At 63.4% G+C, this 23,813-nt stretch carries 24 protein-coding genes; 14 read left to right on the forward strand and 10 right to left on the reverse strand.

The window, feature by feature from the left end:
• Entirely contained in the window at nt 1-573 is a 573-nt protein-coding gene (locus ACNAOU_RS18450) for a flavin reductase family protein (RefSeq protein ID WP_018778815.1), read from the forward strand.
• A 136-nt stretch (nt 574-709) separates the two neighbouring features.
• On the opposite strand, the gene ACNAOU_RS18455 is transcribed toward ACNAOU_RS18450, so the two are convergent.
• The gene (locus ACNAOU_RS18455) at nt 710-1,288 is read right to left on the reverse strand and encodes an adenylate kinase (protein WP_422757453.1); all 579 of its coding nucleotides are present in this window, start codon (nt 1,286-1,288) and stop codon (nt 710-712) included.
• A gap of 50 nt (nt 1,289-1,338) precedes the next feature.
• Complete coding sequence (locus tag ACNAOU_RS18460) at nt 1,339-2,217, reverse strand: MurR/RpiR family transcriptional regulator (protein WP_082924656.1); 879 nt, start codon at nt 2,215-2,217, stop codon at nt 1,339-1,341.
• A gap of 108 nt (nt 2,218-2,325) precedes the next feature.
• Here ACNAOU_RS18460 and ACNAOU_RS18465 point away from each other — a divergent pair, with 108 nt between their 5' ends.
• From ACNAOU_RS18465 to ACNAOU_RS18480, 4 genes are all read left to right on the forward strand, one after another.
• On the forward strand, nt 2,326-3,720 hold the full coding sequence (locus ACNAOU_RS18465; RefSeq protein ID WP_055972435.1) for an MFS transporter: 1,395 nt from the start codon (nt 2,326-2,328) through the stop codon (nt 3,718-3,720).
• Nucleotides 3,717-4,226, forward strand: coding sequence for a GAF domain-containing protein (locus tag ACNAOU_RS18470; RefSeq protein ID WP_064722705.1), 510 nt, complete (start codon nt 3,717-3,719; stop codon nt 4,224-4,226). The genes ACNAOU_RS18465 and ACNAOU_RS18470 overlap by 4 nt, the downstream gene beginning before the upstream one ends.
• Before the next feature lies 1 nt (nt 4,227).
• Nucleotides 4,228-5,460, forward strand: a complete 1,233-nt coding sequence (locus ACNAOU_RS18475) for an amidohydrolase family protein (protein WP_422757454.1) — start codon at nt 4,228-4,230, stop codon at nt 5,458-5,460.
• A 99-nt stretch (nt 5,461-5,559) separates the two neighbouring features.
• Nucleotides 5,560-6,213 (forward strand): SRPBCC family protein, encoded by a 654-nt coding sequence (locus ACNAOU_RS18480; protein WP_210078112.1) that lies wholly within the window; start codon nt 5,560-5,562, stop codon nt 6,211-6,213.
• 74 nt (nt 6,214-6,287) lie between these two features.
• On the opposite strand, the gene ACNAOU_RS18485 is transcribed toward ACNAOU_RS18480, so the two are convergent.
• Entirely contained in the window at nt 6,288-8,318 is a 2,031-nt protein-coding gene (locus tag ACNAOU_RS18485) for a rhamnogalacturonan lyase (protein ID WP_422757455.1), read from the reverse strand.
• 344 nt (nt 8,319-8,662) lie between these two features.
• On the opposite strand from ACNAOU_RS18485, the gene ACNAOU_RS18490 reads away from it, so the two are divergent.
• Together ACNAOU_RS18490 and ACNAOU_RS18495 are read left to right on the forward strand one after the other, a co-directional pair.
• On the forward strand, nt 8,663-9,799 hold the full coding sequence (locus ACNAOU_RS18490; protein WP_422757456.1) for an LLM class flavin-dependent oxidoreductase: 1,137 nt from the start codon (nt 8,663-8,665) through the stop codon (nt 9,797-9,799).
• Between the two features lie 55 nt (nt 9,800-9,854).
• Nucleotides 9,855-10,292, forward strand: coding sequence for a rhodanese-like domain-containing protein (locus tag ACNAOU_RS18495; RefSeq protein ID WP_189076651.1), 438 nt, complete (start codon nt 9,855-9,857; stop codon nt 10,290-10,292).
• Here the strand turns inward: ACNAOU_RS18495 and ACNAOU_RS18500 are convergent.
• Nucleotides 10,256-10,603 carry a hypothetical protein gene (locus tag ACNAOU_RS18500; RefSeq protein ID WP_227453571.1) on the reverse strand — a complete coding sequence of 116 codons (348 nt, stop codon included), beginning with the start codon at nt 10,601-10,603 and terminating at the stop codon, nt 10,256-10,258. The genes ACNAOU_RS18495 and ACNAOU_RS18500 overlap by 37 nt on opposite strands.
• A 313-nt stretch (nt 10,604-10,916) precedes the next feature.
• Here ACNAOU_RS18500 and ACNAOU_RS18505 point away from each other — a divergent pair, with 313 nt between their 5' ends.
• The 5 genes from ACNAOU_RS18505 (at nt 10,917) to ACNAOU_RS18525 (ending at nt 15,747) form a co-directional block, all read left to right on the forward strand.
• Nucleotides 10,917-12,893, forward strand: coding sequence for an amino acid transporter (locus ACNAOU_RS18505; protein WP_422757457.1), 1,977 nt, complete (start codon nt 10,917-10,919; stop codon nt 12,891-12,893).
• Nucleotides 12,894-13,001: 108 nt separating this feature from the next.
• Nucleotides 13,002-13,832 carry an oxidoreductase gene (locus ACNAOU_RS18510; protein ID WP_306878268.1) on the forward strand — a complete coding sequence of 277 codons (831 nt, stop codon included), beginning with the start codon at nt 13,002-13,004 and terminating at the stop codon, nt 13,830-13,832.
• 180 nt (nt 13,833-14,012) lie between these two features.
• Nucleotides 14,013-14,183, forward strand: coding sequence for a hypothetical protein (locus ACNAOU_RS18515; RefSeq protein ID WP_018778796.1), 171 nt, complete (start codon nt 14,013-14,015; stop codon nt 14,181-14,183).
• Between the two features lie 219 nt (nt 14,184-14,402).
• Nucleotides 14,403-15,548 (forward strand): glycosyltransferase family 2 protein, encoded by a 1,146-nt coding sequence (locus ACNAOU_RS18520; RefSeq protein ID WP_227453572.1) that lies wholly within the window; start codon nt 14,403-14,405, stop codon nt 15,546-15,548.
• 7 nt (nt 15,549-15,555) lie between these two features.
• Nucleotides 15,556-15,747, forward strand: coding sequence for a hypothetical protein (locus tag ACNAOU_RS18525; RefSeq protein WP_018778794.1), 192 nt, complete (start codon nt 15,556-15,558; stop codon nt 15,745-15,747).
• Here ACNAOU_RS18525 and ACNAOU_RS18530 read toward each other — a convergent pair.
• Nucleotides 15,744-16,988, reverse strand: a complete 1,245-nt coding sequence (locus tag ACNAOU_RS18530; RefSeq protein WP_422757458.1) for a hypothetical protein — start codon at nt 16,986-16,988, stop codon at nt 15,744-15,746. The two genes, ACNAOU_RS18525 and ACNAOU_RS18530, sit on opposite strands and share 4 nt — an antisense overlap.
• Nucleotides 16,989-17,353: 365 nt before the next feature.
• Between ACNAOU_RS18530 and ACNAOU_RS18535 the strand changes: the two genes are divergently transcribed.
• On the forward strand, nt 17,354-17,851 hold the full coding sequence (locus ACNAOU_RS18535) for an NUDIX domain-containing protein (RefSeq protein ID WP_422758695.1): 498 nt from the start codon (nt 17,354-17,356) through the stop codon (nt 17,849-17,851).
• On the opposite strand, the gene ACNAOU_RS18540 is transcribed toward ACNAOU_RS18535, so the two are convergent.
• From ACNAOU_RS18540 to ACNAOU_RS18550, 3 genes are read right to left on the reverse strand one after another with little or no spacing between them, the layout of a single operon-like run.
• The gene (locus tag ACNAOU_RS18540) at nt 17,852-18,640 is read right to left on the reverse strand and encodes an alpha/beta fold hydrolase (RefSeq protein ID WP_422757459.1); all 789 of its coding nucleotides are present in this window, start codon (nt 18,638-18,640) and stop codon (nt 17,852-17,854) included.
• 26 nt (nt 18,641-18,666) lie between these two features.
• Nucleotides 18,667-18,858: a helix-turn-helix transcriptional regulator gene (locus tag ACNAOU_RS18545; RefSeq protein WP_018778791.1), complete on the reverse strand. Its 192-nt coding sequence runs from the start codon at nt 18,856-18,858 to the stop codon at nt 18,667-18,669.
• Nucleotides 18,855-19,292 (reverse strand): hypothetical protein, encoded by a 438-nt coding sequence (locus ACNAOU_RS18550; protein ID WP_422757460.1) that lies wholly within the window; start codon nt 19,290-19,292, stop codon nt 18,855-18,857. The genes ACNAOU_RS18545 and ACNAOU_RS18550 overlap by 4 nt, the downstream gene beginning before the upstream one ends.
• Nucleotides 19,293-19,367: 75 nt before the next feature.
• On the opposite strand from ACNAOU_RS18550, the gene ACNAOU_RS18555 reads away from it, so the two are divergent.
• Nucleotides 19,368-19,937 (forward strand): MOSC domain-containing protein, encoded by a 570-nt coding sequence (locus ACNAOU_RS18555; RefSeq protein WP_064722729.1) that lies wholly within the window; start codon nt 19,368-19,370, stop codon nt 19,935-19,937.
• A gap of 149 nt (nt 19,938-20,086) precedes the next feature.
• Here ACNAOU_RS18555 and ACNAOU_RS18560 read toward each other — a convergent pair whose 3' ends face one another.
• Nucleotides 20,087-22,063, reverse strand: coding sequence for an ABC transporter ATP-binding protein (locus ACNAOU_RS18560; protein ID WP_422757461.1), 1,977 nt, complete (start codon nt 22,061-22,063; stop codon nt 20,087-20,089).
• Nucleotides 22,060-23,793: an ABC transporter ATP-binding protein gene (locus tag ACNAOU_RS18565; protein WP_039242924.1), complete on the reverse strand. Its 1,734-nt coding sequence runs from the start codon at nt 23,791-23,793 to the stop codon at nt 22,060-22,062. The genes ACNAOU_RS18560 and ACNAOU_RS18565 overlap by 4 nt, the downstream gene beginning before the upstream one ends.
• Nucleotides 23,794-23,813: the final 20 nt, after the last annotated feature.

The following is a 23,813-nucleotide window of genomic DNA, read 5'->3' on the forward strand; positions in this document are numbered from 1 at the left end:
ATGTTTCACGCCTACCCGCCGGACACGTGGGTCGGGGCTCCGCAGCAAAGCTTCCCGTCCTCCCTCTCGGCCGACGAATTCAAAGCACTGTTCCGTGGCCACCCGGGAGGTGTCGCCGTCATCACGGCGGATGCCGGCGAAGGACCGGTGGCGCTGACGGTGTCGTCGGTCGTGTCAGTGAGTGCGGAACCTCCGTTGCTGATTTTCTCGGTCTCGGCATTGTCCTCGGCTTCTGAGGTCCTTTCACGCGCCGAAACCGTCGTCGTGCACCTGCTGGACGCGCACGACATCGACTTGGCGAAGTTCGGAGCCACCCCCGGCGCCGACCGCTTTGACCAAACGCACCGCTGGTCTACCCTTGAAACCGGAGAAGCGGTTTATGACGATGTCCGCGCCTGGGTGCGTTGCGCCGTCATCAATCGCATGGAGGTGGGGACCTCCAGCATCATCGCCGTTCACGCCCTGGAGTCCCGCGTGATGCGTGACGTCCAAGCGGGCGAATCCGGCGACGCCCTGGTCTACCACAACCGTTCATGGCACCGCCTGGGCGAGCATTCCAAGCATGAAGGCTGAGCGCCGCGCCAATAATGCAATGCAGCAGGCCGAACGGCGTACGACGGCGGGAGCATAGCTCCCGCCGTCGTCCTCGTTAAAGTCGACGGCGGTGCGGTCGCCGTCGTCGAACTGCGCGCGAAGCGGTCCCCTGGGGCTAAGCCGCCAGCGCCCCTTCGACGGCGGCAATTGCGGCCCGCGTAATGCTTTCCCGCTCGCCGGTTCCCTCCACGGTCAACAGAATCCCGCGTTTCAAGTACGCCGTCAAAACCGGCTGGGTCTCTTCGCGGTACAGCTCCAGCCGACGTTGGATCACGTCTTCGGTATCATCGCTCCGACCCTGTTCTTGGGCCCGGCGGAGCATCCGGGACAGCAGCTCGCCGTCCGGGGCCGTGAGCGCCAGGACAACTTCCAAGGGCTGGCCACGTGCTGCAAGCATCTCGTCCAGGGCCCCGATCTGAATGACAGTCCGGGGGTAGCCATCCAGCAGGAAGCCGTCGGCAGCATCGGGTTCCTCCATGCGCTGCTTGAGCATGTCCGTGGTGACGTGGTCCGGCACAAACTCGCCCTTGTCCATGAAAGCACTGGCTTCCAGCCCGAGTTCGGTTTTGTCCCGGACGTGGGCGCGGAACAGATCCCCCGTGGAGATGGCGGGAATCCCGAAATGCCGCGCAAGGTGCTCAGCCTGCGTGCCTTTGCCGGAACCTGGAGGGCCCATGATGATCAGTCGCGCCATGACACTGGTCCGTTTCGAGAGGCGGCCGGGGTTACAAGACTACTCTCCCGCTAGGAGCTGGAGCGCGGGTGCATGATCCGCATCTGGTCCCAGGTACGCTCCGATGCAGCGATGTTCTGGTTGGACCGCTCACGGTCCAGGGAAGCGAGTTCGACGGCGATCGCCTGGACCGCGGATACGGCACCTGTCAGGGATGGGAAGAATCCCGCGCCTTCCGTAGGCACCACGATCCGATGGTCGGCATGCACTGCCACCGGTGATCCTGCGCTGTCCGTGATGGAGGCGATGGGGGTGCCAAGGTTGTGCGCGATCTCGACCGCCCGCATGGTGCTGTCGTAGACCCTCCAAAGGCTGATCGCGATGACGAGGTCTTCTGCACCAAGCCGTGCAATGGCGTTGGTCAGGGCAGCGACGTCGGCATCGAGGAGCCGGACGTTGTAGCCGGCGATGATCGCGTTGTGTTCCAGCGCCTTGCCCGGGATGGCGTAACTGCCTGCTGCAACGATGAAAGTCTGCCGTGCACCGGCAATCGCCTGCGCAATGTCATGAAGGGTGTTGGCATCCAGGGTTCGCTCAAAATGGGCCAGGTTGGCGCGATCCGTGGACACGGCAGCCTGTGCCGGGCTGTTGATGTGGCCGTTGTGTTCGGCGGCAACTTCCACTGCGCTAAGGGACGCCAGGAAGCGTGAACGCAGCTCGAATTGGAAGTCTGCCCACCCCTTGAATCCCAGTGTTTGCGCGGTTCTTGTCACCGTGGAGGCGTTCGAGGCGGCAGCCCCGGCGATGTCGCTGACGGAGCCGTAGGACGCAAGCCGTGGCTGGGATCGGAGGATGCCAATGACTTGCAATTGGCGTGCCGCGAGCTTCCGCCCTTGGACACGGCTGTCCAGCCACTCGGTCAACGTTGACGAGTCGAAATCTTCTTCCACCTATTGACCTACCTCACACTTTGGCCGTAACTTCGATACATCGCTTCTGCACAGATCCGTGCATATTCCTAAAAATGTACAACTTGGCCCACTTTGGCAGGAATCACCATGTCTCTCACAGCACGCTTGGATCGTCTGGCTCTCAGTCGACCACACTACAAGCTTCTCCTTATCGGAGGCCTCGGCTACTCGTTCGACGGCATGGACGGTGCAGTAGTCGCCTTCCTGCTCCCGCGCATCCAGGAACTATGGGGCCTCAGCACCGCCAGCCTCGGATTGGTTGGCTCCGCGGCCCCGTTCGGCTTCTTCTTCGGCGCAATCCTGGCCGGTTGGATGGGTGACCGCTTCGGCCGCAAGAAGGTCATGTTGTGGGCTCTTGCCTTCTACTGCCTCATGTCGATCGTCGCGGCCATGGCCCCCAACTTTGAAATCTTCCTGATTGCACGGATCTTTGCAGGATTGGGGGCCGGCGCCGAAAGCGTGATCATCGCCCCCTTCCTCTCCGAGTTCATCCCTCCCAAGCGCCGCGGCTGGTTCATTGGAACCCTGGCCGGCTTCTTCTCTTTCGGCTTCGTGGCTGCCGCACTCATCGGCCGGTTCGTGGTTCCGATGGGCGAGGATGGCTGGCGCTGGGCGCAGGTCATCACTGCCGTTCCCATCCTCCTCCTGCTCTGGTGGCGTCGCAGCCTGCCCGAATCCCCCCGCTTCCTCATCAGCCGCGGGCGCATCGCAGAGGCAACCGCAGTAGTGGATCGCTTTGAGCAGAGCGTAGTGAAAGCCACCGGGAAGCCCCTGGCGCCCTTGCCATCCGCGGAAGAAGAGATCACCAAGCACGAGCAAAAGATCAGCGTCTGGAATGCCCTGAAATTCATGTGGTCCAAGGCAATGCGCCGCCGGACCGCGGTGATCTGGTTGATCTGGTTCGTCATCACGTTCTCCTACTACGGCTTCTTCTCCTGGATTCCCACGTTGCTGGTAGGCCGTGGCATCACGGTCACCAAGAGCTTCGAATTCTCCATCCTCATTTACCTGGCACAGATCCCCGGCTACTTCTCGGCGGCCTGGTTGTGTGACCGGATCGACCGCAAAAACACCATCGCCCTCTACCTGGCGGGATCGGCCATCAGCGCCTTCTGGCTGAGCCAGTCCAACGATTCCGGCATGATCCTGGTGGCCGCGGCAACGTTGTCCTTCTTCCTGAACGGCACCTACGCAGGTGTTTACGCCTACACGCCGGAGCTCTTCCCCACCTGGATGCGCGCCACCGGCGTTGGCCTAGCCAGTGCTGTGGGCCGCGTCGGCAGCATCCTGGCCCCGTCCATCATCGGAATCTTCGCGGCTTCCCTCGGTTTCGGCGGAGTGTTCACCATGACCACCGTGGTGCTGACAATCGGCGTCCTGGGCGTCGTGATCTTCGGCGCCTCCACTGCGGGCAAGTCGCTGGAAGACATCAACGCCCGCGCCGAACATGACCCGGCAGCGGCAGGAACAGCGAGCAAATGAGCGGAAACACCATGAAGACTGACACCACGTTCCAAGAGGCCTTCACCTCCCTGCAGAAGGATCCGGGAGTCATCCTGTTCACTGCATTGCAGTGGATCCCGCAACGTTCCGGCCTGAAGCGGCTGTTCACCAGCCATCCCGCGGAATACCCGGTGGGCGGAGAGAAGACCGTCGAGATCTCCCCTGGCTGGCTGGGAACCGTCATCGAAGAAAAGAAGCCGTTCCTTGCCCCTGACCTGGCAGCACTCCGCGAAGTCTTTTCAGACTCCGGACTTATCCAGCAGCTCGGCTGCGGAGCCGTGATCAACGTGCCGGTCCTCGATCCTGGCAACAACGTGGTGGGCGTCCTGGCGCTCCTTGATGCGGAAGGCAAGTACACGCGGCAAAGTGTGGACACCGCCGTCGAAGTCATCAACGCGAACCTGCCCGCGCTGGTCCAAGCCTTTGAAGCCCATCCCACTGAAGTACCTGAAGACCCCGAAGTCCCCGGGAAGGACACCGTTTAGCATGAGCACCACCCTTGAAACCACGGCCCTCGTCATCCGCAACGCCAGCGTCCTGGACGTGGACGCCGGCACCTACTCGACTGCCGACGTCGTGAGCATTGATGGAAAGATCAGCAGCGTAGGACCGAACGCCGAGGCGCCTTCGAACGCCCGGGTCATCGACGGCACAGGGAAGTTCGTCATCCCGGGCCTCATCGACGCCCACGTCCACGTCGTGGCGTCAAGCGCCGACTTCCGTTCCCTGGCCTACACGCCGGCGTCGTACGTCTACGCGCAGACGGCCCGGATCATGGGAGAGATGCTGCGCCGCGGCTTTACTACTGTCCGTGACCTCTCGGGCGCCGACTTCGGTCTGGCCATGGCGCAGGAGGAGGGGCTGCTGGAAGGCCCGAAAATCCACTTCTGCGGCCATGCGCTGAGCCAGACCGGCGGTCACGGCGATATGCGGCTCCCCGGCGAAGATCATGATCCCAATGGCCGCGGCTGCTGTGGCATCGGCCGGGTGGCTGATGGCGTGGACGCCGTCAGGGCCGCTGCCCGCGACGAAATCCGCAAGGGCGCCCACCACATCAAGATCATGGCGTCCGGCGGCGTCTCCTCCCCCACTGACCGCATCGACTCCACGCAGTATTCCATGGAGGAAATGCGGGCAGCAGTGGAAGAGGCCGAGGCTGCCAACCGCTACGTCGCAGCCCACGCCTACACCGCCCGGGCCATCAACCGCGCGCTGGAAGCCGGCGTGCGTTCGATCGAACACGGCAACCTCCTGGACGACGAAAGCCTGCGGCTCTTTCTCGAGAAGGATGCCTTCCTGGTTCCCACGCTGGTGACCTACTGGGCGTTGAAGGAAGAAGGCAAGGAATTCGGCCTCACCGAGGAGATGTGGGCCAAGGTGGACTCTGTGCTCACCAGCGGACTCGAAGCCATCTCGCGGGCCCACCAGGCAGGCGTCAAGATGGCCTTCGGATCCGATCTTCTGGGCGGCATGCACCGCCACCAGAACGAACAGTTCAGGCTGTTGGGCAAGGTCCAGCCCGCCATCGACGCCATCCGCTCAGCCACCACGACGGCGGCGCTGCTGCTTGAGCGCGCAGGTGAACTTGGCGTGGTGGCGCCGGGCGCCGACGCGGACATGCTGGTCCTGGACGCGGATCCGGTGGCCGATATCTCCGTGCTTGCCGATATTTCGGAGCACCTCGAATACCTGGTCCAGAACGGCCGGGTGATCTCCTAGCGCCTGCTCCCGAGGGCTATCAGGCCTGTTCTTCCCCTCCGAAAAGCCCGATAATGTAAGCATGCTGATCAATACCGAATCGAGCAGGAGGAGGACAAAGTGACCACGAAAGTGAACAAGACAATCATGGTCAACGTTCCGATCAGTACGGCCTACAGGCAATGGACACAGTTCGAGGAATTCCCGCACTTCATGGGCGGAGTGGAGCGAGTGACGCGGCTCGGCGACGACCGCCTTGAATGGGTCGCCGAGATCGCAGGCGTCCACCGCACGTGGGAAGCCAGGATCGTCCAGCAGGACGTGGACCGTGCCGTGGCGTGGGCCGCCGTCGAGGGTGTCAAGAACGCAGGGTGGGTGGAGTTCAAGGAAGCCGGCCCCAGCCAGACTTCCCTGCACTTGTCGTTGGAATACGAACCCCACGGCGTCCTGGAATTCCTGGGGGACAAGTTGCACATTGTTGAGAGGCAGGCTGAGTCAGACTTGAAGAAGTTCAAGGAGTACATCGAAAAGCAGGCACCGGAGACCGGCACCGCGGGAACCGACACCACAAACACCACAGGAACCGACACCACAAATACCACACCGGTTATCGACCCCATCAACCACCCGTTCGACCAGACCAACGGGTTGGCGGACGTCGATGGAGACTCGGATGGCACCGCCGAAAGCGATACCCGAAGCAAGGCCGAACGCAGGGACGGGGACGACCCCGGAGCCGTCCCCCCACTGGGTGGCACCCTCGGCCAGCACTGACCGGAGAAAGCAACGCGGGGTTACTTACGGCCCATAGGGGGTATCCCAAAGGCCATAAGTAACCCCGCGTTGTTCTACTTGGTGCCGGTGTAGACGACGGCGGGCGCCGCCGGGGCCTGCATCCCCTCACCGATGAAGAAGCCCGGGTGGGGCGGCTGGTTGTACGCCACATTCTCACGTGCAACAGCCGTGCGGTAGACGGTGTCGTGCATCAGCGTGCGCAGGCGAACCTCGGTGGGAGCCGTGGTGGTGTAGATCCTGAGTTCGGTGCTGTCCGTGGACGGCCAGGCGATCTCCTCGCGCCAGTCACCCAGGATGTCGGCCTGAATGGACGGGTTGCCCTTGGTGGTGTTGTTGCTGCGGGCACCGTCCGCCGTCAGGAGGCGGTCGCTGGTTTCGGTTTCCCAGTTCCACTTGGAGATGGTGGGAACGCCGCGGGAGACCGTTGCATCGTAGTCGTGGTCAACGATCTCGCGGAGCAGGTCCCCGTCCCACCAAGCCAGGAAGTTGGCGGCCGGAATGTTCTCGGAGATCAGCTCACCCTTGGCCGACCTCAGCTGGCCCACCGGCGAGTCCCAGGCGGCGGAACCACCCACGGCCCAGCCCTCGGCCCCTTCATAGCGGGGATCGATGTCACCCGCTGCACCACGGCCGGTGTCCTTGACGGCAGGGATGCTCCAGAGAATTTCACCCGTAGCAGCATCCCGGAAGGTCGCTCCACGGTTGCCGCTTTGGCCCATGCTTTCGTGGACGGCAAATGTCTCCAGCCCCGGCCTGGACGGGTCGAGGTCGCCGGTGTGGATCGCGTCGCCATGACCGAGCTTGGTGTTGTACAGCGGCTGGCCGTTGTCATCGATGGTCATTGAGCCGAAGACGAACTCATCCTTGCCGTCCTGGTCCACGTCGGCGACGGAGAGGTTGTGGTTGCCTTGCCCCTTGTACTCGTCCCCGGCCTGGTTGGAATCGAAGGTCCAGCGTTTCACGAGTTTTCCGTTGACGAGGTCATAGGTCACCAGCACTGTGCGGGTGTAGTAGCCGCGGCTGAACATCAGCGAGGGGTGTTCGCCGTCGAGATAGGCCACGGCGGCGAGGAAGCGGTCAACGCGGTTGCCGTAATTGTCGCCCCACCCTGCCACCGGGCCCCGGGCCGGCTCGTAAGCGACGGTGTCCATGATCGTTCCGGTCTCGCCCTTGAAGACCGTGAGGAACTCGGGACCGGACAATACGTAGCCGGCACTGTTGCGGTAATCGGCGTTGGCGTTGCCGATCACCGTTCCCGCCGCGTCCGTCGTGCCGTCCGCCGTCTTGAACGAGACCTCGGCCTTGCCGTCGCCGTCGAAGTCGTACGCGAGGACCTGCGTGTAGTGTGCGCCGGCGCGGATGTTGCGCCCCAGGTCGATCCGCCACAGCTTGGTTCCGTCCAGTTTGTAGGCATCCACGTAGACGTTGCCCGTGTAACCGGATTGCGAGTTGTCCTTCGCGTTGGATGGCGCCCACGTCTGGATAACCTCATACTTGCCGTCGCCGTCGAGGTCTGCCACGGTGGCGTCGTTGGCCGAGTAGGTGTAGGGCTTGCCGTCGGGCGTCACACCGTCGGCCGGCTTGTCCAGCTTGATGGCCAGGTAGTTCTGCGCCAGGGGCGTGACCGCCTCGGTCAGCTTGTCCCGGCCCTGGCCGTTGCCGACGGTCTTGATCACGTAGCTGGACTGCGCCGTCCCGTGCGGGTCAACGAACATCGTGGCGTTGCGCAGGGGTTCGGGGGTGATGTTGACGCCGTCGCGCAGAACCTGGAAGCCGACACTGTCTTTGTCCAGGCCGAGCATACGCCAGCTCACTGTGACGCCCTGATCCGTCAGGACGGCTACGGGTGCGCGGTCCAGGTTTTCCACTTGGCGCTTCAGCGAAGCGGGGTCCTTGGCGGCAGGCACGACGGCGGGAAGTCCGGCTTGTGCTGACTGCTGGAGTTGGGCGGGTGCTGCTTGGGCAAGCGGGACGCCTGTCAGCGCGATGGCGGCGGCAGCCAGGGAGGCAGAGGCCGCCAGTGGAACTGCCCTCCGCGCATGACGACGGGCGGTGGGGTAGGAACATTTCGAGGGGTGAGCCAAAGAACATCTCCTTTGATGCTGGGCGGCAGGGGGTCTGCACGCACATTTTGGAACGTTTCACTCAGCCACAAGCAATCTCTCCGCATATGAGCGAGTGAAGTGATCGATGCGAGAAAACGCTTTCCGCCAACAAGGTTTACCAGCGCCTCAACCATCCGGTCAAGGGTTTGACAGGAAATGACTGTGCGGCTTCGGTGCGAAATGTTCGAATTTGTCCGTTGCTCCATGTGCATCTGTGAGCCCTCCGTGACGGTCCGTTTCGTCGGATTTCGCCGGATTTAGCCCGGTTGAGCGGGGTGACGGATCGGCTTTGGCCGGGGCACTGCGCTCCGTAGTGTCGTGCCATGCCGAAGCCTCCAGTTACTCCCCTGTCCGTCCTTGACCTCAGCCCGGTGTCAGCCGGGCAGAGCCCCGGCGAGGCACTGCGCAGCACGCTTGACCTCGCAGCTACTGCCGAAGCTTCCGGTTACTCGCGCTACTGGCTCGCAGAACATCACCTCAACACAGGCGTTGCCGGTTCTGCCCCGCATATCCTGGCCGGGTTGGTTGCGTCGGCCACCACGACCATCCGTGTCGGCACGGCGGCCACCCTGTTGGGGAATTACAGGCCGCTCCAGATTGCGGAGAGCATCGGCACGCTCGCCGCCGTGTTCCCGGACCGTGTGGACCTTGGCTTTGGTCGCTCCGGCCCGCCGAAGTCGCCCAGCGAACCGGCTCCTGGAGTAGTTCCCCCTACGGACACACCCGGCGATCGCGTGGTTGACGGTTTGCTGATTCCTTCGCCGCGCCCCATCTTCGGCGCCGTCCTTCCCAGGAAATTCCGCTTGCAAGGTGAACTGCTGGGCCGCTTCCCTGGAGACACGGACAACTTCGAGAACGACGTCCAGGACATCATCGGTTTCTTCACCGGGGAGTACAGGACCAAGCATGGCGAGGAAGTCACCGCGACGCCGGCTCTGGGACAGGCGCCGCAGTTCTGGGTCCACGGCTCAACAGCCGGGCCAAGCGCACGGTTAGCGGGAAAACTGGGCCTGCCCTTCGGTGCGAACTATCACGTTGCGCCTGCGGGCGTGCTGGACTCCATCGCCGAGTACCGCGCCCACTTCGAACCGTCCGCCATCTTGCAGGAACCGCAGGTGATCGTCTCGGCAGACGTGTTGGTGGCCCCGGACGAACATCAAGCACAGCGACTCGCCCGCGGCTACGCCCAGTGGGTTTACGGTATCCGCAGCGGCCAGGGCGCCATCCCCTACCCCTCGCCGGACGATGCCCTGGATCTTCCTTTGGACGCGGAAGCCGAGGAGCTGATCAAAGACCGCGTGGACACGAGGCTGGTGGGCGACCCCCACCAAGTCAGCGCCAAGCTGCGCACGTTGCAGCGCGTCACCGGCGCCCAGGAACTGCTCATCACCACCATTGCCCACGACCCCGCCGACCGGCAGAACTCCTACCAACTGCTCGCCGAGGCCTGGGGGCTCTAACTTTTCCGATTTTCCACCCACCACCAACACGTCCACCACCTACAAAAGGAGCACCATGTCCACCGAAACCACAGTCCAGGATTCAGTACAGGAAGACACCCAGCTGATCACCGCCGACGCCGCCGCCAAGCTCATCGAAGAAGGCGCGCTGCTGATTGATGTCCGCAGCGAAGGCGGGCGCGCCAGCACCGGCGCAGTCCCCGGTGCCGTAGTGGTCAACCGCGAGCACGTTGAGGAAGACTTCAGCCCCGAATCCGCACACCGCCTCGCCCAGGTCAGCGGCACCGACCAGAAAATCGTGGTGTTCTGCGGCTCCGTGAACGGTTCACGTCCCGTCGCGCAGAAGCTCAAAGTCCTCGGCTACGCCAACGCCGTCCATGTGGACGGCGGCTTCCCGGCCCTGCGCGACGCCGGTGTCCCCACCACCGGGCCGACGGCCCCGCCGGCTCCCGTAGCTCAGGCGTCCACTGATTCGGTGGCTTCCGAACGCTGAGCACCGGCCGCCGTCGGACGTTCCGACGTAAGTGCTACCGCCGCCGTCGCGGTTTCCTTCCCGGAAGTCACGACGGCGGCACGTGCGTTTCTGCGGTCCCGCGCCTCGCGGAACCAGTCCAGTCCGCCGGCGAGCAAGGCGACGCCCAGCAGGACACAGCACATCACGATGCCTTGGTGGAAAGCATCCTTGGAGGCCTGGCCGGTGGCCGCTCCCTGGGCTTGCAGGAACATTCCCGCGGCGGCGGCTGAGCACAGTGCCGCCGCGAATCGTTGGCTGAGTTGGTAGAAACCTGCCGCCACTCCGGCCATGCGTTCCTTCCCGCCCCTCTTTGCCTCAGGTTGGCCCGAAAAACAACCAGAAATGGTTAATTTGGGGGAATATGAATGTCAAAGCGGGTCAGGAAACCACCGAGAGGACGCGTGCCTGGGCCTCATCACCGATCAACACACCTTGGACCTCCCGCCCGTGAGGGGTTAGCTCCCACCCCTTTGGCTCGCGCCAATAACCCCGGGAGCTCACCCCTCGCGTAAAGGTCTTATCAAGAATTGGCCCCTTCCGGCATCACGCCTCGTGCGCGGTGCTATGTTCAGCTCAGATCGACGAGCGTCTGGGAGGGCACCCATGACCACGTTAAGCAGACCACCGGCTGACCCCTCGGCTCCCAGGCCCCGGGGTTGGACATCATTCCGGACGTGGCTCCTGTTCGGGCTGCAGGACAGCAAAGGCCGGCATCCCGGCCCCGGCGTGGTCAGTGCGGCCCACGAAAAGAAGCACCATTGGTGGCAGGTCATGTGCCTGACGGGCGTGGACTACTTCTCCACCCTTGGCTACCAGCCGGCCATCGCTGCCTTGGCCGCGGGCGTGATCTCACCGCTGGCCACCATCGTCCTGGTTGCCGTTACCTTGTTCGGCGCGCTTCCGGTCTACCGGCGCGTGGCAGGGGAAAGTCCCCGCGGCGAGGGCTCCATCGCCATGCTCGAGCGTTTGCTTCCACGCTGGGGAGGCAAACTGCTGGTGCTGGTGCTGCTCGGCTTTGCCGCCACGGACTTCATGATCACCATGACCCTTTCCGCGGCGGATGCCACGGCCCACTTCATCCAGAACCCCGTGATGCCGTCCTGGCTGCAGGGCCAGAATGTTCCTGTCACCTTGGTCCTCCTGGCACTCCTGGCCGCTGTTTTCCTCCGTGGTTTCAAGGAGGCGATAGGCGTCGCCGTCGTTCTTGTGGTCCTTTACCTGGGCTTGAATGTGGTGGTGGTCGCCACCACCGTCGTCGAGGTCCTGGCGCATCCCACCGCCGTAGGTGACTGGTGGCAGCTGCTGTGGACATCCCACGGCAACCCGCTCATGGCCGTAGCCATCGCGTGCATTGTCTTTCCGAAACTCGCGTTGGGCCTCTCCGGATTCGAGACGGGTGTCGCCGTGATGCCGCAGGTGCAGGGCGACCCCGATGACACTGAGGCCAAGCCAACAGGCCGCATCCGGGGAACCCGGAGAATGCTGACCACCGCCGCATTGATCATGAGTTCGTTCCTCATCACCTCAAGCTTCACTACTGTGGTCCTCATCCCCGAGCGCGAGTTCGAGCCCGGCGGCCAGGCAAACGGCCGTGCCCTCGCGTTCCTCGCCCACGAGTACCTGGGCCTGGGTTTTGGCACGGTGTACGACATCAGCACCATCGCCATCCTGTGGTTCGCAGGCGCCTCCGCCATGGCCGGCCTGCTCAACCTTGTACCGCGGTACCTTCCCCGCTACGGCATGGCTCCGGAATGGGCCAAGGCGGTTCGCCCCTTGGTGCTGGTTTTCACGCTGGTGGGGTTCTTCATCACTTTCGTCTTCAACGCCGACGTGGACGCCCAGGGCGGTGCCTACGCCACCGGTGTCCTGGTGCTGATGACGTCAGCCGCCGTTGCCGTGACACTGTCCACCCGCCGTCGTGATCAGCGCAAACGCATGATCGGCTTCGGCGCCATCGCCGCCGTGTTCGTCTACACCACGGTGGCCAACGTCGTGGAGCGACCCGAAGGCATCCGGATTGCGGCCGTGTTCATCGCCGGCATCATCGGCATCTCCCTGCTGTCCCGGGTGCGCAGGTCCTTCGAGCTGCACGCCACACAGGTCCACATGGACCGCAACGCCCTGGAATTCATCCTTGACGACGGCACCGAACCCATACGGCTCATCGCGCACGAACCGCTCCGGCTTACGGCGGAGGCCTATCGCTCGAAGCTGGTCTCGGCCATCGAGGTCAGCCACCTCCCCCTCAACTACCACGGCCTGTTCCTTGAAGTGGTGCTCGACGACACTTCGGATTTCGAGACCGAACTGTACGTCAAGGGCATCGAACGGCACGGCTACCGGATCCTTGAGGTGCATGGTCCGGTGGTGGCGAACACCATTGCCTCGGTGCTTTTGCATATCCGTGACGTCACAGGGTTGATGCCCCACATATATTTCCGCTGGACTGAGGGCAACCCGATGACCAACCTGTTGCGCTTCCTGTTCCTGGGCGAGGGCGAAATAGCCCCGGTGACCCGCGAGGTCCTCAGGGAGGCCGAACCGGAGGTGAGCCGCCGCCCGTGGGTGCACGTCGGTTGAGCGGCGTCCTCTGTCCCGGGTGGCACCGGCAATGCCTGTATGGGCCGTCACTCCCGTGGCGCCGGGGAGTAGCGTTCAGTGGGATAGGTCAACCATGAAAGGAACATCATGACTACCTGGCTCATCACAGGCTGCTCAACCGGTCTCGGCCGCGCACTTGCCCGGGCGGTCCTCGCGAAAGGCGATAACGCCGTCGTGACCGCGCGCGACACCGCCACTCTGCAGGACCTCGCCGCGGAATTCCCGACGACGGCACTCGCCGTCCCGCTCGACGTCACCGATCAGTCGCAGGTGGAAGCGGCCGTGCAGCAGGCCGTGGAGCGCTTCGGCGGTGTGGACGTCCTGGTCAACAACGCCGGATACGGCTATCGCGCCGCGATCGAAGAGGGCGCCGACGCGGACGTCAGGACGCTGTTCGATACCAACGTGTTCGGTCCCGTCGCCATGATCAAGGCCGTCCTGCCCGGGATGCGTACCCGGCGTTCGGGTGCGATCGTGAACATCTCCTCGATCGGCGCCCGCATCTGCCCACCCGGGTCGGGCTATTACTCGGCAACAAAGGCCGCGCTGGAAGGCATTTCCGGTTCCCTGCAGAAGGAACTGGCGCCGTTGGGCATCACAGTCACGGCCGTGGAACCGGGTGGTTTCAGGACGGACTTCGCCGGAAGGTCGCTCACGCAATCCGCAGAAGCCATTGACGACTACGCCCAGACTGCCGGCAAGCGACGCAAGGAAAATGACACGGTGCATGGGACGCAGCAGGGTGATCCGGACAGGGCAGCCCAGGTGATTATCAACGCTGTCGAGGCCTCTGAAACTCCTGGCTTCCTGCTGCTCGGTGAGGACGCCGCCAAGGCCTTTGACGCCGTAGCGGAAGCCCAGCGGGCCGAGGTGGATCGTTGGCGGGAGCTCACTGTCAGCACCGGTTACACGGAGTAACAAGCAACGTGTAATCGGTCACACTTGGCTGGATTCGCTTGTCAATCACGGTGGGCAGCATGAACCATGAATGAGGGAATCCGTTCCCATACAAGCTGAATCAGCAATCCTCACCGACGAGGATGCGGCCCCGGGCGACGAAGCTTGGGGCTGTCACCAGCCTGAGTGAAAGTACTGACAATGACGACACATACTGACTCCATCACGCTGAAAATCTGGGACAAGTCGGCCATCGACCACACCATCGATGCCGCCATCCAGTCCCTTTCCCACCGCGCTGCGGCAGAAAACTGCGGCATTGCCGTGACCCTCAGCGGACCGAAGACCTTTACGGTCAGCCTGAGCCGCTAAGCTGCTCGACAACAAACGCAAGAGGACGACGCCGGGACCTCCCGACGTCGTCCTCTTGCGTTTAAGGCTGCACCTGATCCCGTGGCCGTTTGCGTGACGCTTCAAGCAAACCCTGAGCAAACCTTGATTTTTCCTTGACGCTTTGCCTGCGCGTTTCTTGCGTTGGCGTTGGAACTCTAAGTGAGTCAACGCTTCCAGCTAACGAACGGAGGGATCACAATGCTCACGGAAACCACGGTCCACGCATCAACGGACACCGCTGCCTCACCGGCCCCGGCCACCGCGCCCCGCGGATCCCACCGTGCCGCCGGCGGCGTGGTAACTGTCCTGGTTCCGGCCCACAACGAATCCGCCGGCATCACCGACACACTTGTCTCCCTGAACAACCAGACCCGCCGCCCGGACCGCGTGATCGTGGTGGCCGATAACTGCACCGACGATACCGAGGACCTCGCGGTCGCCCAGGGCGCTGAGGTCATCCGTACGGTGGGAAACAAGGACAAAAAGGCCGGAGCTCTGAACTTCGCCCTCAGCCGGCTGCTGCCCGACGCCGACCCCGAGGACCTCATCCTGGTCCAGGACGCAGACTCCCAGCTCGCCCTTGACTTCATTGAGAACGCCACACAAAACCTGCTCGCCGACGAACTGCTCGGCGCGGTAGGCGGTGTCTTCAGCGGAGGTCCCGGTGGCGGCTTTGTAGGTCACCTCCAGCGCAACGAATACGCCCGCTACGCCCGGGACGTCAAGCGCCTCCACGGCAAGTGCTTGGTAGTCACAGGGACCGCCGCCCTTTTCCGCGTCAAGACTCTTCGCGACGTCGCAGCTGCCCGCCTTGGCGGCACACTCCCTCCCGGAAACGGCAAGGGCGGCATCTACGACACGTCCGTCCTGACAGAGGACAACGAACTCTCCTTCGCCCTGCTGACACTGGGTTACCGGATCGCTTCACCAGCCAACTGCACGCTGGTCACGGAGGTCATGCCCACGTGGCGCGAACTGTGGGCGCAACGGCTCCGGTGGAAGCGGGGCGCGGTGGAGAACTGCGTGCAATACGGATGGACCAAAGTGACCAGGCCCTACTGGGGCCGCCAGTTCCTTTCAATGATCGGCGTCGTAGTGACGCTGGCCTACTTTGGCTCCATCCTCTTCGCGCTCATTTCAGGGATGGGTCTGAACCTCCAGCCCTTCTGGATTGCAGTCACCGGCATCTTCATCCTGGAACGCGTCATCACGGTGCGGTTCCGGGGCTGGAGGCACATGCTGCTGGCCGCAACCATGTACGAAACAGTGATCGACATCTTCCTCCAGGCAGTCCACGCCAAGGCTTACCTGGACGCAGCACTCAACAGAAAGAAAGTTTGGTAATCGACTCATGTACAACAGCCCAGTAACCCCCGCAGCCGGAGCAGCCGCGGCCGGAATGGGATCCGGTACCCTCGCCCTGACCGGAGCAGGCGACCTTTTCTGGTTCGCCCTGGCCGCGTTCGCCATGCTGGCATTGGGGCTCGCGATCAAGAGGATTGTTCCCGTCCGCGCACAGAAGAACCTGCCGTCCGCCTCCTAGGGGATCACCGCGGTGCTTGCTGAAACCCTGGACACCGCGGTGTAGCCGGCTTTGGTTCCGGTGACTCTGACGCTCATGGTGTCCGCCTGGTCTGCGCTCACAAGCTTGTAGTTCTTGGCCGTCGCTCCAGCTATCAAGGTCCCGGAGCGGTACCACTGGTACGTCAGTGCGGTACCGGAAGTCCACGTTCCGGGGTTTGCTGTCAGGGTCGAACCAACTGTGAGCGTACCTGTGATGGTGGGGGTCGGAGCCAGCAAGGTTCCGGCCACCACTGCCGCCGTCGGGGCCGACTCCTTAGTAGCCGTGGCATACCCGGCCAGGCTTCCCGTCACACGCACAGTCAGGCTGGCGCCCTGGTCCGCAGCGGCCAGGACTCGGGTGGGTCCCGTGGCTCCTGAAATGGCCGTGCCGTTTTTGAACCATTGATACGCCAAGGTTGTTCCGGCAGGCCAGGTGCCCGGGACTGCGGTGAGTGTCGAGCCCACCGCTGCCGTGCCGGTGATAGTCGGAACCGGACCCGTGAGCTGGTTCGCCGGGACAAAGGAGAAGTCCCTGATCGTGACGGTTTCCGGTGCAACATGTGCAGCGTCTCCACCGCCGCCGCCGGTGACCCACAGGTTGAAGTGAATCTGTTCCTTGGCAGGAGTGGGAACAGTGGAGCCTTCCAGGACTGTCCTCTTGAGGAGTGGCCCGTCGTACCCTTCCCCGGCAAACGTCTCAAAGGTCAGCTTGCCCGGCTCCCAGACCATCCGGTGGGTGAGGATGGGGGCATTCGTGACATCGAAGGTGACCGTGTTGTTGCCTTGGCCCGGAGGCAAGGTGGCATCGAACCAGTAACCGTGCCCTTGGGTCACCGGCCAGCTTTCGCCATATGCGGCGCCCCCGCCCCACGCCGACGCTTCACAGAGGTCGATCTCGGTGTAGCCGGGAACGGCATTGGGGTCATAGGTGAAAAGGCAGCCCCACACCACTTCCTTTTGGAGTGCGCTGACATCCTTTTCCACCGTGGTGCTGTATGTACCGTAACCGAATCCTTCACGGGTGGACTGGAATTCCGCACCCTTGGGCGCCGAACCTGTCGGATTGCTTATGGACAGCTTCACGTAGCCGTTGGCATCCGGGTTGCTGACATTGTTGGCATCCCACGTCGCGTTGTACATGGGCGCTCCACCCCAAAAACGCTTCTGCCAATTGAATCCCTTCCAGGCAAAACTGCCCACCGGGCCGGGATCATCTGCCATAGGCGTTGTGTCCGCCGCATGCGATGGTCCTGTGCCGGCAAACATGGACAGGGCAACCGCAGCAATTACGGCTACCCCCATAACTTTTCTTCCCCCACGTGGAAGGAGCCTCATTGACAATGCCATAGCTGTTTCCTCCTGCTGATGCGCCCAGAATGCCAGCGGCTGGTCCCGCTGGCCGCAATACGCTCCTCCCCCCGGAGAACGTACAACTCCTCGATTATCGAGTAGCCGTGGCCTTGCGGGAAGCGAAATTGGTACCCAAGATCCGGGAATTAACATCGATTGGATAACGGCCGCGCCTGGCGGCGTAGCCTTGAGGTGTTCCAACAAATGTGTGCAGCACCTTTACCCCGGGAGGCGACATCACTATCCGCAGCGCAGGAATCCTCCTTTACCGGCGAAATACCGCCGGACAATTGGAGCTTTGGATAGCCCACATGGGTGGGCCCTTTTGGGCGCGGAAAGATCAGCACGCGTGGTCAATTCCCAAGGGCGAATTCTCCGACGACGAAGACGCTTTGGTTGCCGCACGAAGGGAATTCACTGAAGAAATCGGCACTCCGCCGCCATCTGGGGACTACGTTCTGTTGGGTACATTCCGGCAGCCCTCGGGCAAACTGATCACGGCGTTCATCGCGGAAGCCAGTGGTTTTCAGCCCGAAGAGATTGTCAGCAACACATTCCCCATGGAATGGCCCAAAGGCTCTGGCACCATCAAGGACTTTCCCGAAATCGACGACGCCCAATGGCTTGAGGAAGCCGTGGCCCGGACCAAGCTCGTCAAAGGGCAACTGCCAATCGTGGACGCGCTGGTACAACGGCTTGCCGGGGAATCGTCCCAGGCCGGCCCGCAGTATTAGCTAGCCGCTCCTGCGCGCGATGAACTGCCGGATCCACTCGACGGTCCCGGGGTGATCAAGGTGCAGCCCGTGTCCCGCACCCGGTACGCGGACAAGGACCGAACGGGCTATGTGCCCGCGTAGCAGCAGCGCATTGGGCAAGGGAGTAAGTCTGTCTTCGGTGCCATGGAGTATCAAGGTGGGAGCCGTAATCGCACCCAGTTCGCTCCAGGCATCGTGCTCGCGGCTGGCCCTGAAATGACGCGCCTTGGCCCACGCCGACGCGCGGGAATTGAAGAAAGTGTGGGTCGCCTCGGGGTTGTTCCTGACCCACTCAGAGTCGAAAAAGAGCGGCTCCAGACGGGCGAGGTCGCCACTGACCAGGGCGTCAAGGGCGTCAAGGGCGGCTTTGTCCGGCTCGGCTGCGCTGTCCGGCATGCTCCCGCCACTCGTTGCCGCCAGGATCAGGGTACGAACCCTTTGCGGCTCATCGATGGCCAGCCACTGGCCTATGCGTCCGCCCATTGAATGGCCGTACACGTGTGCTGACTCCGCCCCGGCCGCGCTGAGCACGGCCGCAGCATCGTTGGCGAGACGTCGAGTGGTGTACCGCTCAGCGTCACCCCTCCCACTGTGGCCAATCCCGCGGTGATCAAAGCGGATGACGCGGTAATAGCGCGACAGAAGCTCCGCCGTCGGGCCCCAACCGTCCATGGACGTGGCCTGCCCGGCGATAAGCAGCATGGGTTCGCCTTCGCCCTCCGATGTCCAGGCGAGTTCGACGCCGTCGGCTGCTTCAGCAAAGTTCACGGTGCCACTTTATCTTTACCGTGGTGTCACTCCGCGGTGAAGACGTCCTCGATGGCGCAGCCAAAGGTCCGCGCAATGAGGAACGCCAAGGGCAATGACGGGTCGAACTTCTCTCGCTCGATGGAGATGACGGTCTGCCGGGACACTCCGAGCGCGGCGGCCAGGTCCGCCTGGGTCCAGTTGCGGCCGGCTCGGCGCTCGGCAAGGTTGTTCTTCACTTCAGAGCACGGTGGCGGATGGCCACGTAACGGAGGCCGGCATCCAGCGTACTGAGGCCAACGAGCCCCAGAAGCAGTGGGACCGCATCAACCTGGAAACGGCCGATGGCCAGCACCAGCGAAGCAACAATCGTCGCGACCAGCACGTCAATGAAGGCCCCGGCCCCGGCCTGGCGCATCCATTGCAGCTCCACGCTTTGTTCCCCGTTCGGATCCCGGGTGACGGTGTTATTGGAGACGAAAACCCGCACTCCGAGGGACATCGCAGGGTACCCGGCGCATAGCGCCCCGATCCCTGCGGCGGGCCAGAAATCATCCGGGTTTGTTGCTCCCACCACCACCGCAACCGTGATTGTCAGGATGGCGCCGAGGATGACGGCCAAGACATAGTGCTGGGCCGGGACCCGCCGGGATGTAAAGGACGCTTTACTCATAGGCAAAGTAAAGCACGCTTTACACCGCGGAACAATGCCCCTGCGTTCCACGCGGACAGGGGCTAGCGTTGAAGCATGACTGATTACAGGTACGACGTCGAAGTGCTGCACCTTTTGGTGTCGCCGGCGCACGCCTACTTTGGCCGTGCGCGCGAAGGCGCCGCGGACGTTCCAACTGCCGACGCCGACCACGCTGAGTTGGTTGCCGGCAAGGGGATTGTTGGCGACAGGTTCTTCGGCAAGGCCGCCCACATGGACGCCGCAGTGACGGTGTTCGCCGTTGAGGCACTGGAAGCCATTGCTGCCGAACTCGACGCCGGGCCTTTCGATCCGCTGCTGACGCGCCGGAACGTCGTGCTGCGGGGAGTGGAACTGGCTCCATTGCTCGGCCACGGATTCACGCTGGAGTCCGGCGGAGACGTGGTGACGCTGAAGGCCGGCAGACCAGCCCATCCTTGCGCCTGGATGGACCAGATGCTCGCCCCGGGTGCCCACAAGGCGATGCGCGGGCGCGGCGGCGTGCGGTGCCAGGTTGTTTCCGGCGGACTGCTGCATCGTGGGCCGGCTGTCCTGACCAGCCCGGTGCCGCTCGACCCGGGCAAGGCGGGCGAGGCAAACGTGCTCCGGCCTTCGAGGCTGCCTTAGCCGGCACGTGCGCTTCCCGACCCTCTTTGGCCGCAGCGTGATCCGAAAACAACCAAATAGCGTTGAAATACGGCATTTCCGCATCCAAAGTGGGTCAGGAAGCAACCCATAAGAGGGTCAGGAAGCCACCTGCCCCGCAACCGGAAAGCTCAAACTTCCTCCGACGCCGGCGCCGCAAACTGGGCCTCGTACAACCGGGAGTAGGCCCCACCGGCAGAGAGCAGCTCCGAGTGCGTGCCCTGCTCCACGATCTGCCCGTCCTCCATCACCAGGATCAGGTCGGCGTCGCGGATGGTGGAGAGCCGGTGGGCAATGACGAAGCTGGTCCGGTCCGAGCGGAGGGCATTCATGGCTTTCTGCACCAGCACCTCGGTACGGGTGTCAACGCTACTCGTGGCTTCGTCCAGGATCAGCACCGATGGCCGGGACAGGAAGGCCCTGGCGATGGTCAGCAATTGCTTCTCGCCGGCCGAGACGTTGCCGCCTTCGTCGTCGAGAACGGTGTCGTAGCCCTCGGGGAGGGACCGGACAAACCTGTCCACATACGTTGCCTGCGCCGCTTCGACGATCTCGGCTTCAGAAGCCGTGGGCCGGCCATAGGCGATGTTGTCCCGGATGGTGCCGCCGAACAGCCACGTGTCCTGGAGGACCATGCCCATCCGCGAGCGCAACTCCTGCCGCGAGATGGAGGCGATGTCGACGCCGTCGAGCGTTATCCGCCCCGAGTCCAGCTCGTAGAAGCGCATCATCAGGTTCACCAGGGTGGTTTTGCCCGCCCCCGTAGGCCCGACGATGGCGATGCTCTGGCCGGGTTCTGCCACCAGGCTGAGGTCCGTGATCAGGGGCTTGTCCGGGGAGTAGCGGAAGGAGACGTTCTCGAACACCAGGCGACCGCGCCCGGCCGAAGCGCCCGAAGGAGGAGGTTCGGGCGACTCTTCGTCCTCGTCCAGGAGATCGAACACGCGCTCGGCGGAGGCAACGCCGGATTGCAGCATGTTCGCCATGGATCCGAGCTGCGCCAGGGGCATGGTGAATTGCCGTGAGTACTGGATGAACGCCTGCACATCACCCAATTGCATGGAACCGGAAGCCACCTGCAGGCCGCCAACCACGGCAATGCCTACGTACACCAGGTTTCCGATGAACGTCATGGCCGGCATGATCAGACCGCTGACGAACTGCGCTCCGAAGCTGGCCTGGAACAGCTCACCATTCTTGGCGCGGAACTTTTCCTGGACCTCGTTCTGCCGCCCGAACACCTTCACCAGGGCATGTCCGGTGTAGGTTTCCTCAATCTGGCCGTTGAGCTCACCGGTGTTCTTCCACTGGGCAACGAACAGCTTCTGCGAGCGCTTTGCAATGAGGAGCGTCGTGCCGAGCGTCAGGGGAATGGTCACCAGTGCGATCAGCGCCAGCAAGGGCGAGAGCAGGAACATCATGACCAGAACGCCCAGCACAGTCAGCAGGGACGAGACCACCTGGCTGATCGATTGCTGCAAACTTTGGGAGATGTTGTCAACATCGTTGGTTACCCGGCTCAGCAGTTCACCGCGCTGGATGGAGTCGAAGTAGCGCAGGGGCAGGCGGTGGATTTTTGCTTCGATGCGTTGGCGGAGGCGGTACACCGTCCGCTGCACGACGCCGTTGAGCACGTAGGCCTGCATCCAGCCGAACGCTGAGGCAAGGACGTACAGGGCCAGTGCCCACAGCAGTACGGAGGACAACGCACCAAAGTCGATTCCGACGCCGGGTGTGAGGGTCATGGCGCCCAGCATGTCGGCTTTGCTGTTCTCACCTGAGGCCCGCAGGCCCGCGATGACCTGCTCTTTGGACACCCCGGCGGGCAGTTGCTTGGACACGATGCCGGCGAAGATCAGGTTGGTCCCTTCGCCCAGCAAGCGGGGACCGATCACGGACAGCGCAACGCTGGCCACGGCGAAGACCAGCACCAGGGCCAGCCAGAGCCGTTCCGGATGCAGGGTTCCCAGGAGTCTGCGGGCCGAAGCCTTGAAGTTCGACGCTTTCTCTGCCGGAATGTTCATTCCGGCGAACGGGCCTCCCCTTCCCGGGCCCATTGCGGGGCGCTGGGGTCCGCGGCCGCCGGCTGCAGCGGTGGACGTGCTCATGCTGCCTCCTCCGCTGCCAGCTGGGACGAGACGATTTCGCGGTACGTTTCGGATGTCTCCAACAATTCTTCGTGCGTCCCCTGGCCGACGATCCTGCCGTCGTCGAGCACCAGGATCCGGTCTGCGTCGGCGATGCTGGACACACGCTGGGCGATGATCACCAAGGTGGCGCCGTTGGTATGGCGCTTGAGGGCCTGCCGGAGCCGCGCGTCGGTGGCGGTATCCAGCGAGGAGAAGGAGTCATCAAAAATGTAGAGCTCCGGCTGCTTCACCAGGGCCCGCGCAATGGCGAGCCTTTGACGCTGCCCGCCCGAAACGTTGGTCCCACCCTGGGAGATGGCCGCATCCAGGCCCCCGTCCATGCCGCGTACGAAGTCGTCAGCCTGGGCCACGCGCAGCGCTTGCCACAGTTCGTCTTCGGTGGCGTCCGGTTTGCCGTATTGCAGGTTGCTGCGGACCGTGCCGGAGAACAGGTACGGCCGCTGCGGCACCAATCCGATGTGCCCCCACAACAGGTCCGGGTGGAGGTCGCGGACGTCCACACCGTCCATCCGGACGGAGCCCGTTGTGGCGTCGAACAACCGGGGCATGAGGTTGACCAGCGTGGTCTTGCCGGCTCCGGTGCTGCCGATGATCGCGGTGGTCTGCCCTGCGCGGGCCGTGAAAGTCAGGCCACTCAGCACGGGCCGCTCGGCACCCGGGTAGGCGAATCCGACGTCGCGCATTTCCAACTCGCCGCGGCGGATGCCGCCGGTGACAGGGTTCGACGGCGGCCGGACACTGGAGTCGGTATCCAGCACCTCCCCGATGCGGTCGGCAGAAACCGACGCGCGCGGGATCATCACGGCCATGAACGTGGCCATCATGACCGACATGAGGATCTGCATGAGGTAGCTCAGGAATGCGATCAGGGTGCCCACTTGCATGGAGCCGTCCTCGATCCGGAAGGACCCGAACCAGATCACTGCCACGCTGGATACGTTCATGACCAGCATGACCACAGGGAACATGAGCGCCATCAAACGGCCGGCCCGCAGCGCGACGTCGGTGACGTCGTCGTTCGCTTTGGCGAACCGGCTGATTTCCATGTCCTCCCGCACGAAAGCCCGCACGACGCGGATGCCGGTGAGTTGCTCGCGCAGGACCCGGTTCACGGCGTCGATCCGCACCTGCATCTTGCGGAACAGGGGAACCATCCGTGTCACGATCAGCCCGACGGCAACCAACAGCACGGGCACGCACACGGCAATCAGCCAGGACAATTGCGCGTCCTGGCGCACGGCCATGATCACGCCGCCAATGCTCAGCATCGGCGCCGCGACCATGAGCGTGCAGGACATCAGAACCAGCTGTTGGACCTGCTGGACGTCGTTGGTGGACCGGGTGATCAGGGAAGGAGCACCGAACCTGGTGACTTCCTGTTCGGAAAACTCCCCCACCCGGCTGAAGATCGCGTCACGCACGTCGCGGCCCATGCCCATCGCAGCCTTCGCCCCGAAGTAGACCGCAACCACGGCGCACGCGATCTGCAGGAGAGTGATCAGCAGCATGAGCCCGCCCATGCGGAGGATGTAGTCGGTATCCCCGGTGGCTACGCCGTGATCGATGATGTCGGCATTGAGCGTCGGCAGGTACAAGGACGCAATCGACTGCGCCAACTGAAAAATGACGACGCCCACCAGCAACCGCTGATGCGGCCGCAGGAAGCGAACCAGTACCTTCCAGAGCATGCTGTCTCCGAGCTTTCGAA

It is taken from the genome of Paenarthrobacter sp. C1 (assembly GCF_049315185.1).
GTDB classification, from domain to species: Bacteria; Actinomycetota; Actinomycetes; order Actinomycetales; family Micrococcaceae; genus Arthrobacter; species Arthrobacter nicotinovorans.

What these genes read in the sequence shown, in the direction of transcription:
- ACNAOU_RS18520 (WP_227453572.1), top strand. Translation starts at nt 14,403, where the DNA reads ATGCTCACGGAAACCACGGTCCACGCATCAACGGACACCGCTGCCTCA.
- ACNAOU_RS18505 (WP_422757457.1), top strand. Translation starts at nt 10,917, where the DNA reads ATGACCACGTTAAGCAGACCACCGGCTGACCCCTCGGCTCCCAGGCCC.
- ACNAOU_RS18450 (WP_018778815.1), top strand. Translation starts at nt 1, where the DNA reads ATGTTTCACGCCTACCCGCCGGACACGTGGGTCGGGGCTCCGCAGCAA.
- ACNAOU_RS18475 (WP_422757454.1), top strand. Translation starts at nt 4,228, where the DNA reads ATGAGCACCACCCTTGAAACCACGGCCCTCGTCATCCGCAACGCCAGC.
- ACNAOU_RS18550 (WP_422757460.1), bottom strand. Translation starts at nt 19,292, where the DNA reads ATGAGTAAAGCGTCCTTTACATCCCGGCGGGTCCCGGCCCAGCACTAT.
- ACNAOU_RS18510 (WP_306878268.1), top strand. Translation starts at nt 13,002, where the DNA reads ATGACTACCTGGCTCATCACAGGCTGCTCAACCGGTCTCGGCCGCGCA.
- ACNAOU_RS18560 (WP_422757461.1), bottom strand. Translation starts at nt 22,063, where the DNA reads ATGAGCACGTCCACCGCTGCAGCCGGCGGCCGCGGACCCCAGCGCCCC.
- ACNAOU_RS18495 (WP_189076651.1), top strand. Translation starts at nt 9,855, where the DNA reads ATGTCCACCGAAACCACAGTCCAGGATTCAGTACAGGAAGACACCCAG.
- ACNAOU_RS18525 (WP_018778794.1), top strand. Translation starts at nt 15,556, where the DNA reads ATGTACAACAGCCCAGTAACCCCCGCAGCCGGAGCAGCCGCGGCCGGA.
- ACNAOU_RS18565 (WP_039242924.1), bottom strand. Translation starts at nt 23,793, where the DNA reads ATGCTCTGGAAGGTACTGGTTCGCTTCCTGCGGCCGCATCAGCGGTTG.
- ACNAOU_RS18490 (WP_422757456.1), top strand. Translation starts at nt 8,663, where the DNA reads ATGCCGAAGCCTCCAGTTACTCCCCTGTCCGTCCTTGACCTCAGCCCG.
- ACNAOU_RS18530 (WP_422757458.1), bottom strand. Translation starts at nt 16,988, where the DNA reads ATGGCAGATGATCCCGGCCCGGTGGGCAGTTTTGCCTGGAAGGGATTC.
- ACNAOU_RS18515 (WP_018778796.1), top strand. Translation starts at nt 14,013, where the DNA reads ATGACGACACATACTGACTCCATCACGCTGAAAATCTGGGACAAGTCG.
- ACNAOU_RS18455 (WP_422757453.1), bottom strand. Translation starts at nt 1,288, where the DNA reads ATGGCGCGACTGATCATCATGGGCCCTCCAGGTTCCGGCAAAGGCACG.
- ACNAOU_RS18555 (WP_064722729.1), top strand. Translation starts at nt 19,368, where the DNA reads ATGACTGATTACAGGTACGACGTCGAAGTGCTGCACCTTTTGGTGTCG.
- ACNAOU_RS18465 (WP_055972435.1), top strand. Translation starts at nt 2,326, where the DNA reads ATGTCTCTCACAGCACGCTTGGATCGTCTGGCTCTCAGTCGACCACAC.
- ACNAOU_RS18470 (WP_064722705.1), top strand. Translation starts at nt 3,717, where the DNA reads ATGAGCGGAAACACCATGAAGACTGACACCACGTTCCAAGAGGCCTTC.
- ACNAOU_RS18500 (WP_227453571.1), bottom strand. Translation starts at nt 10,603, where the DNA reads ATGGCCGGAGTGGCGGCAGGTTTCTACCAACTCAGCCAACGATTCGCG.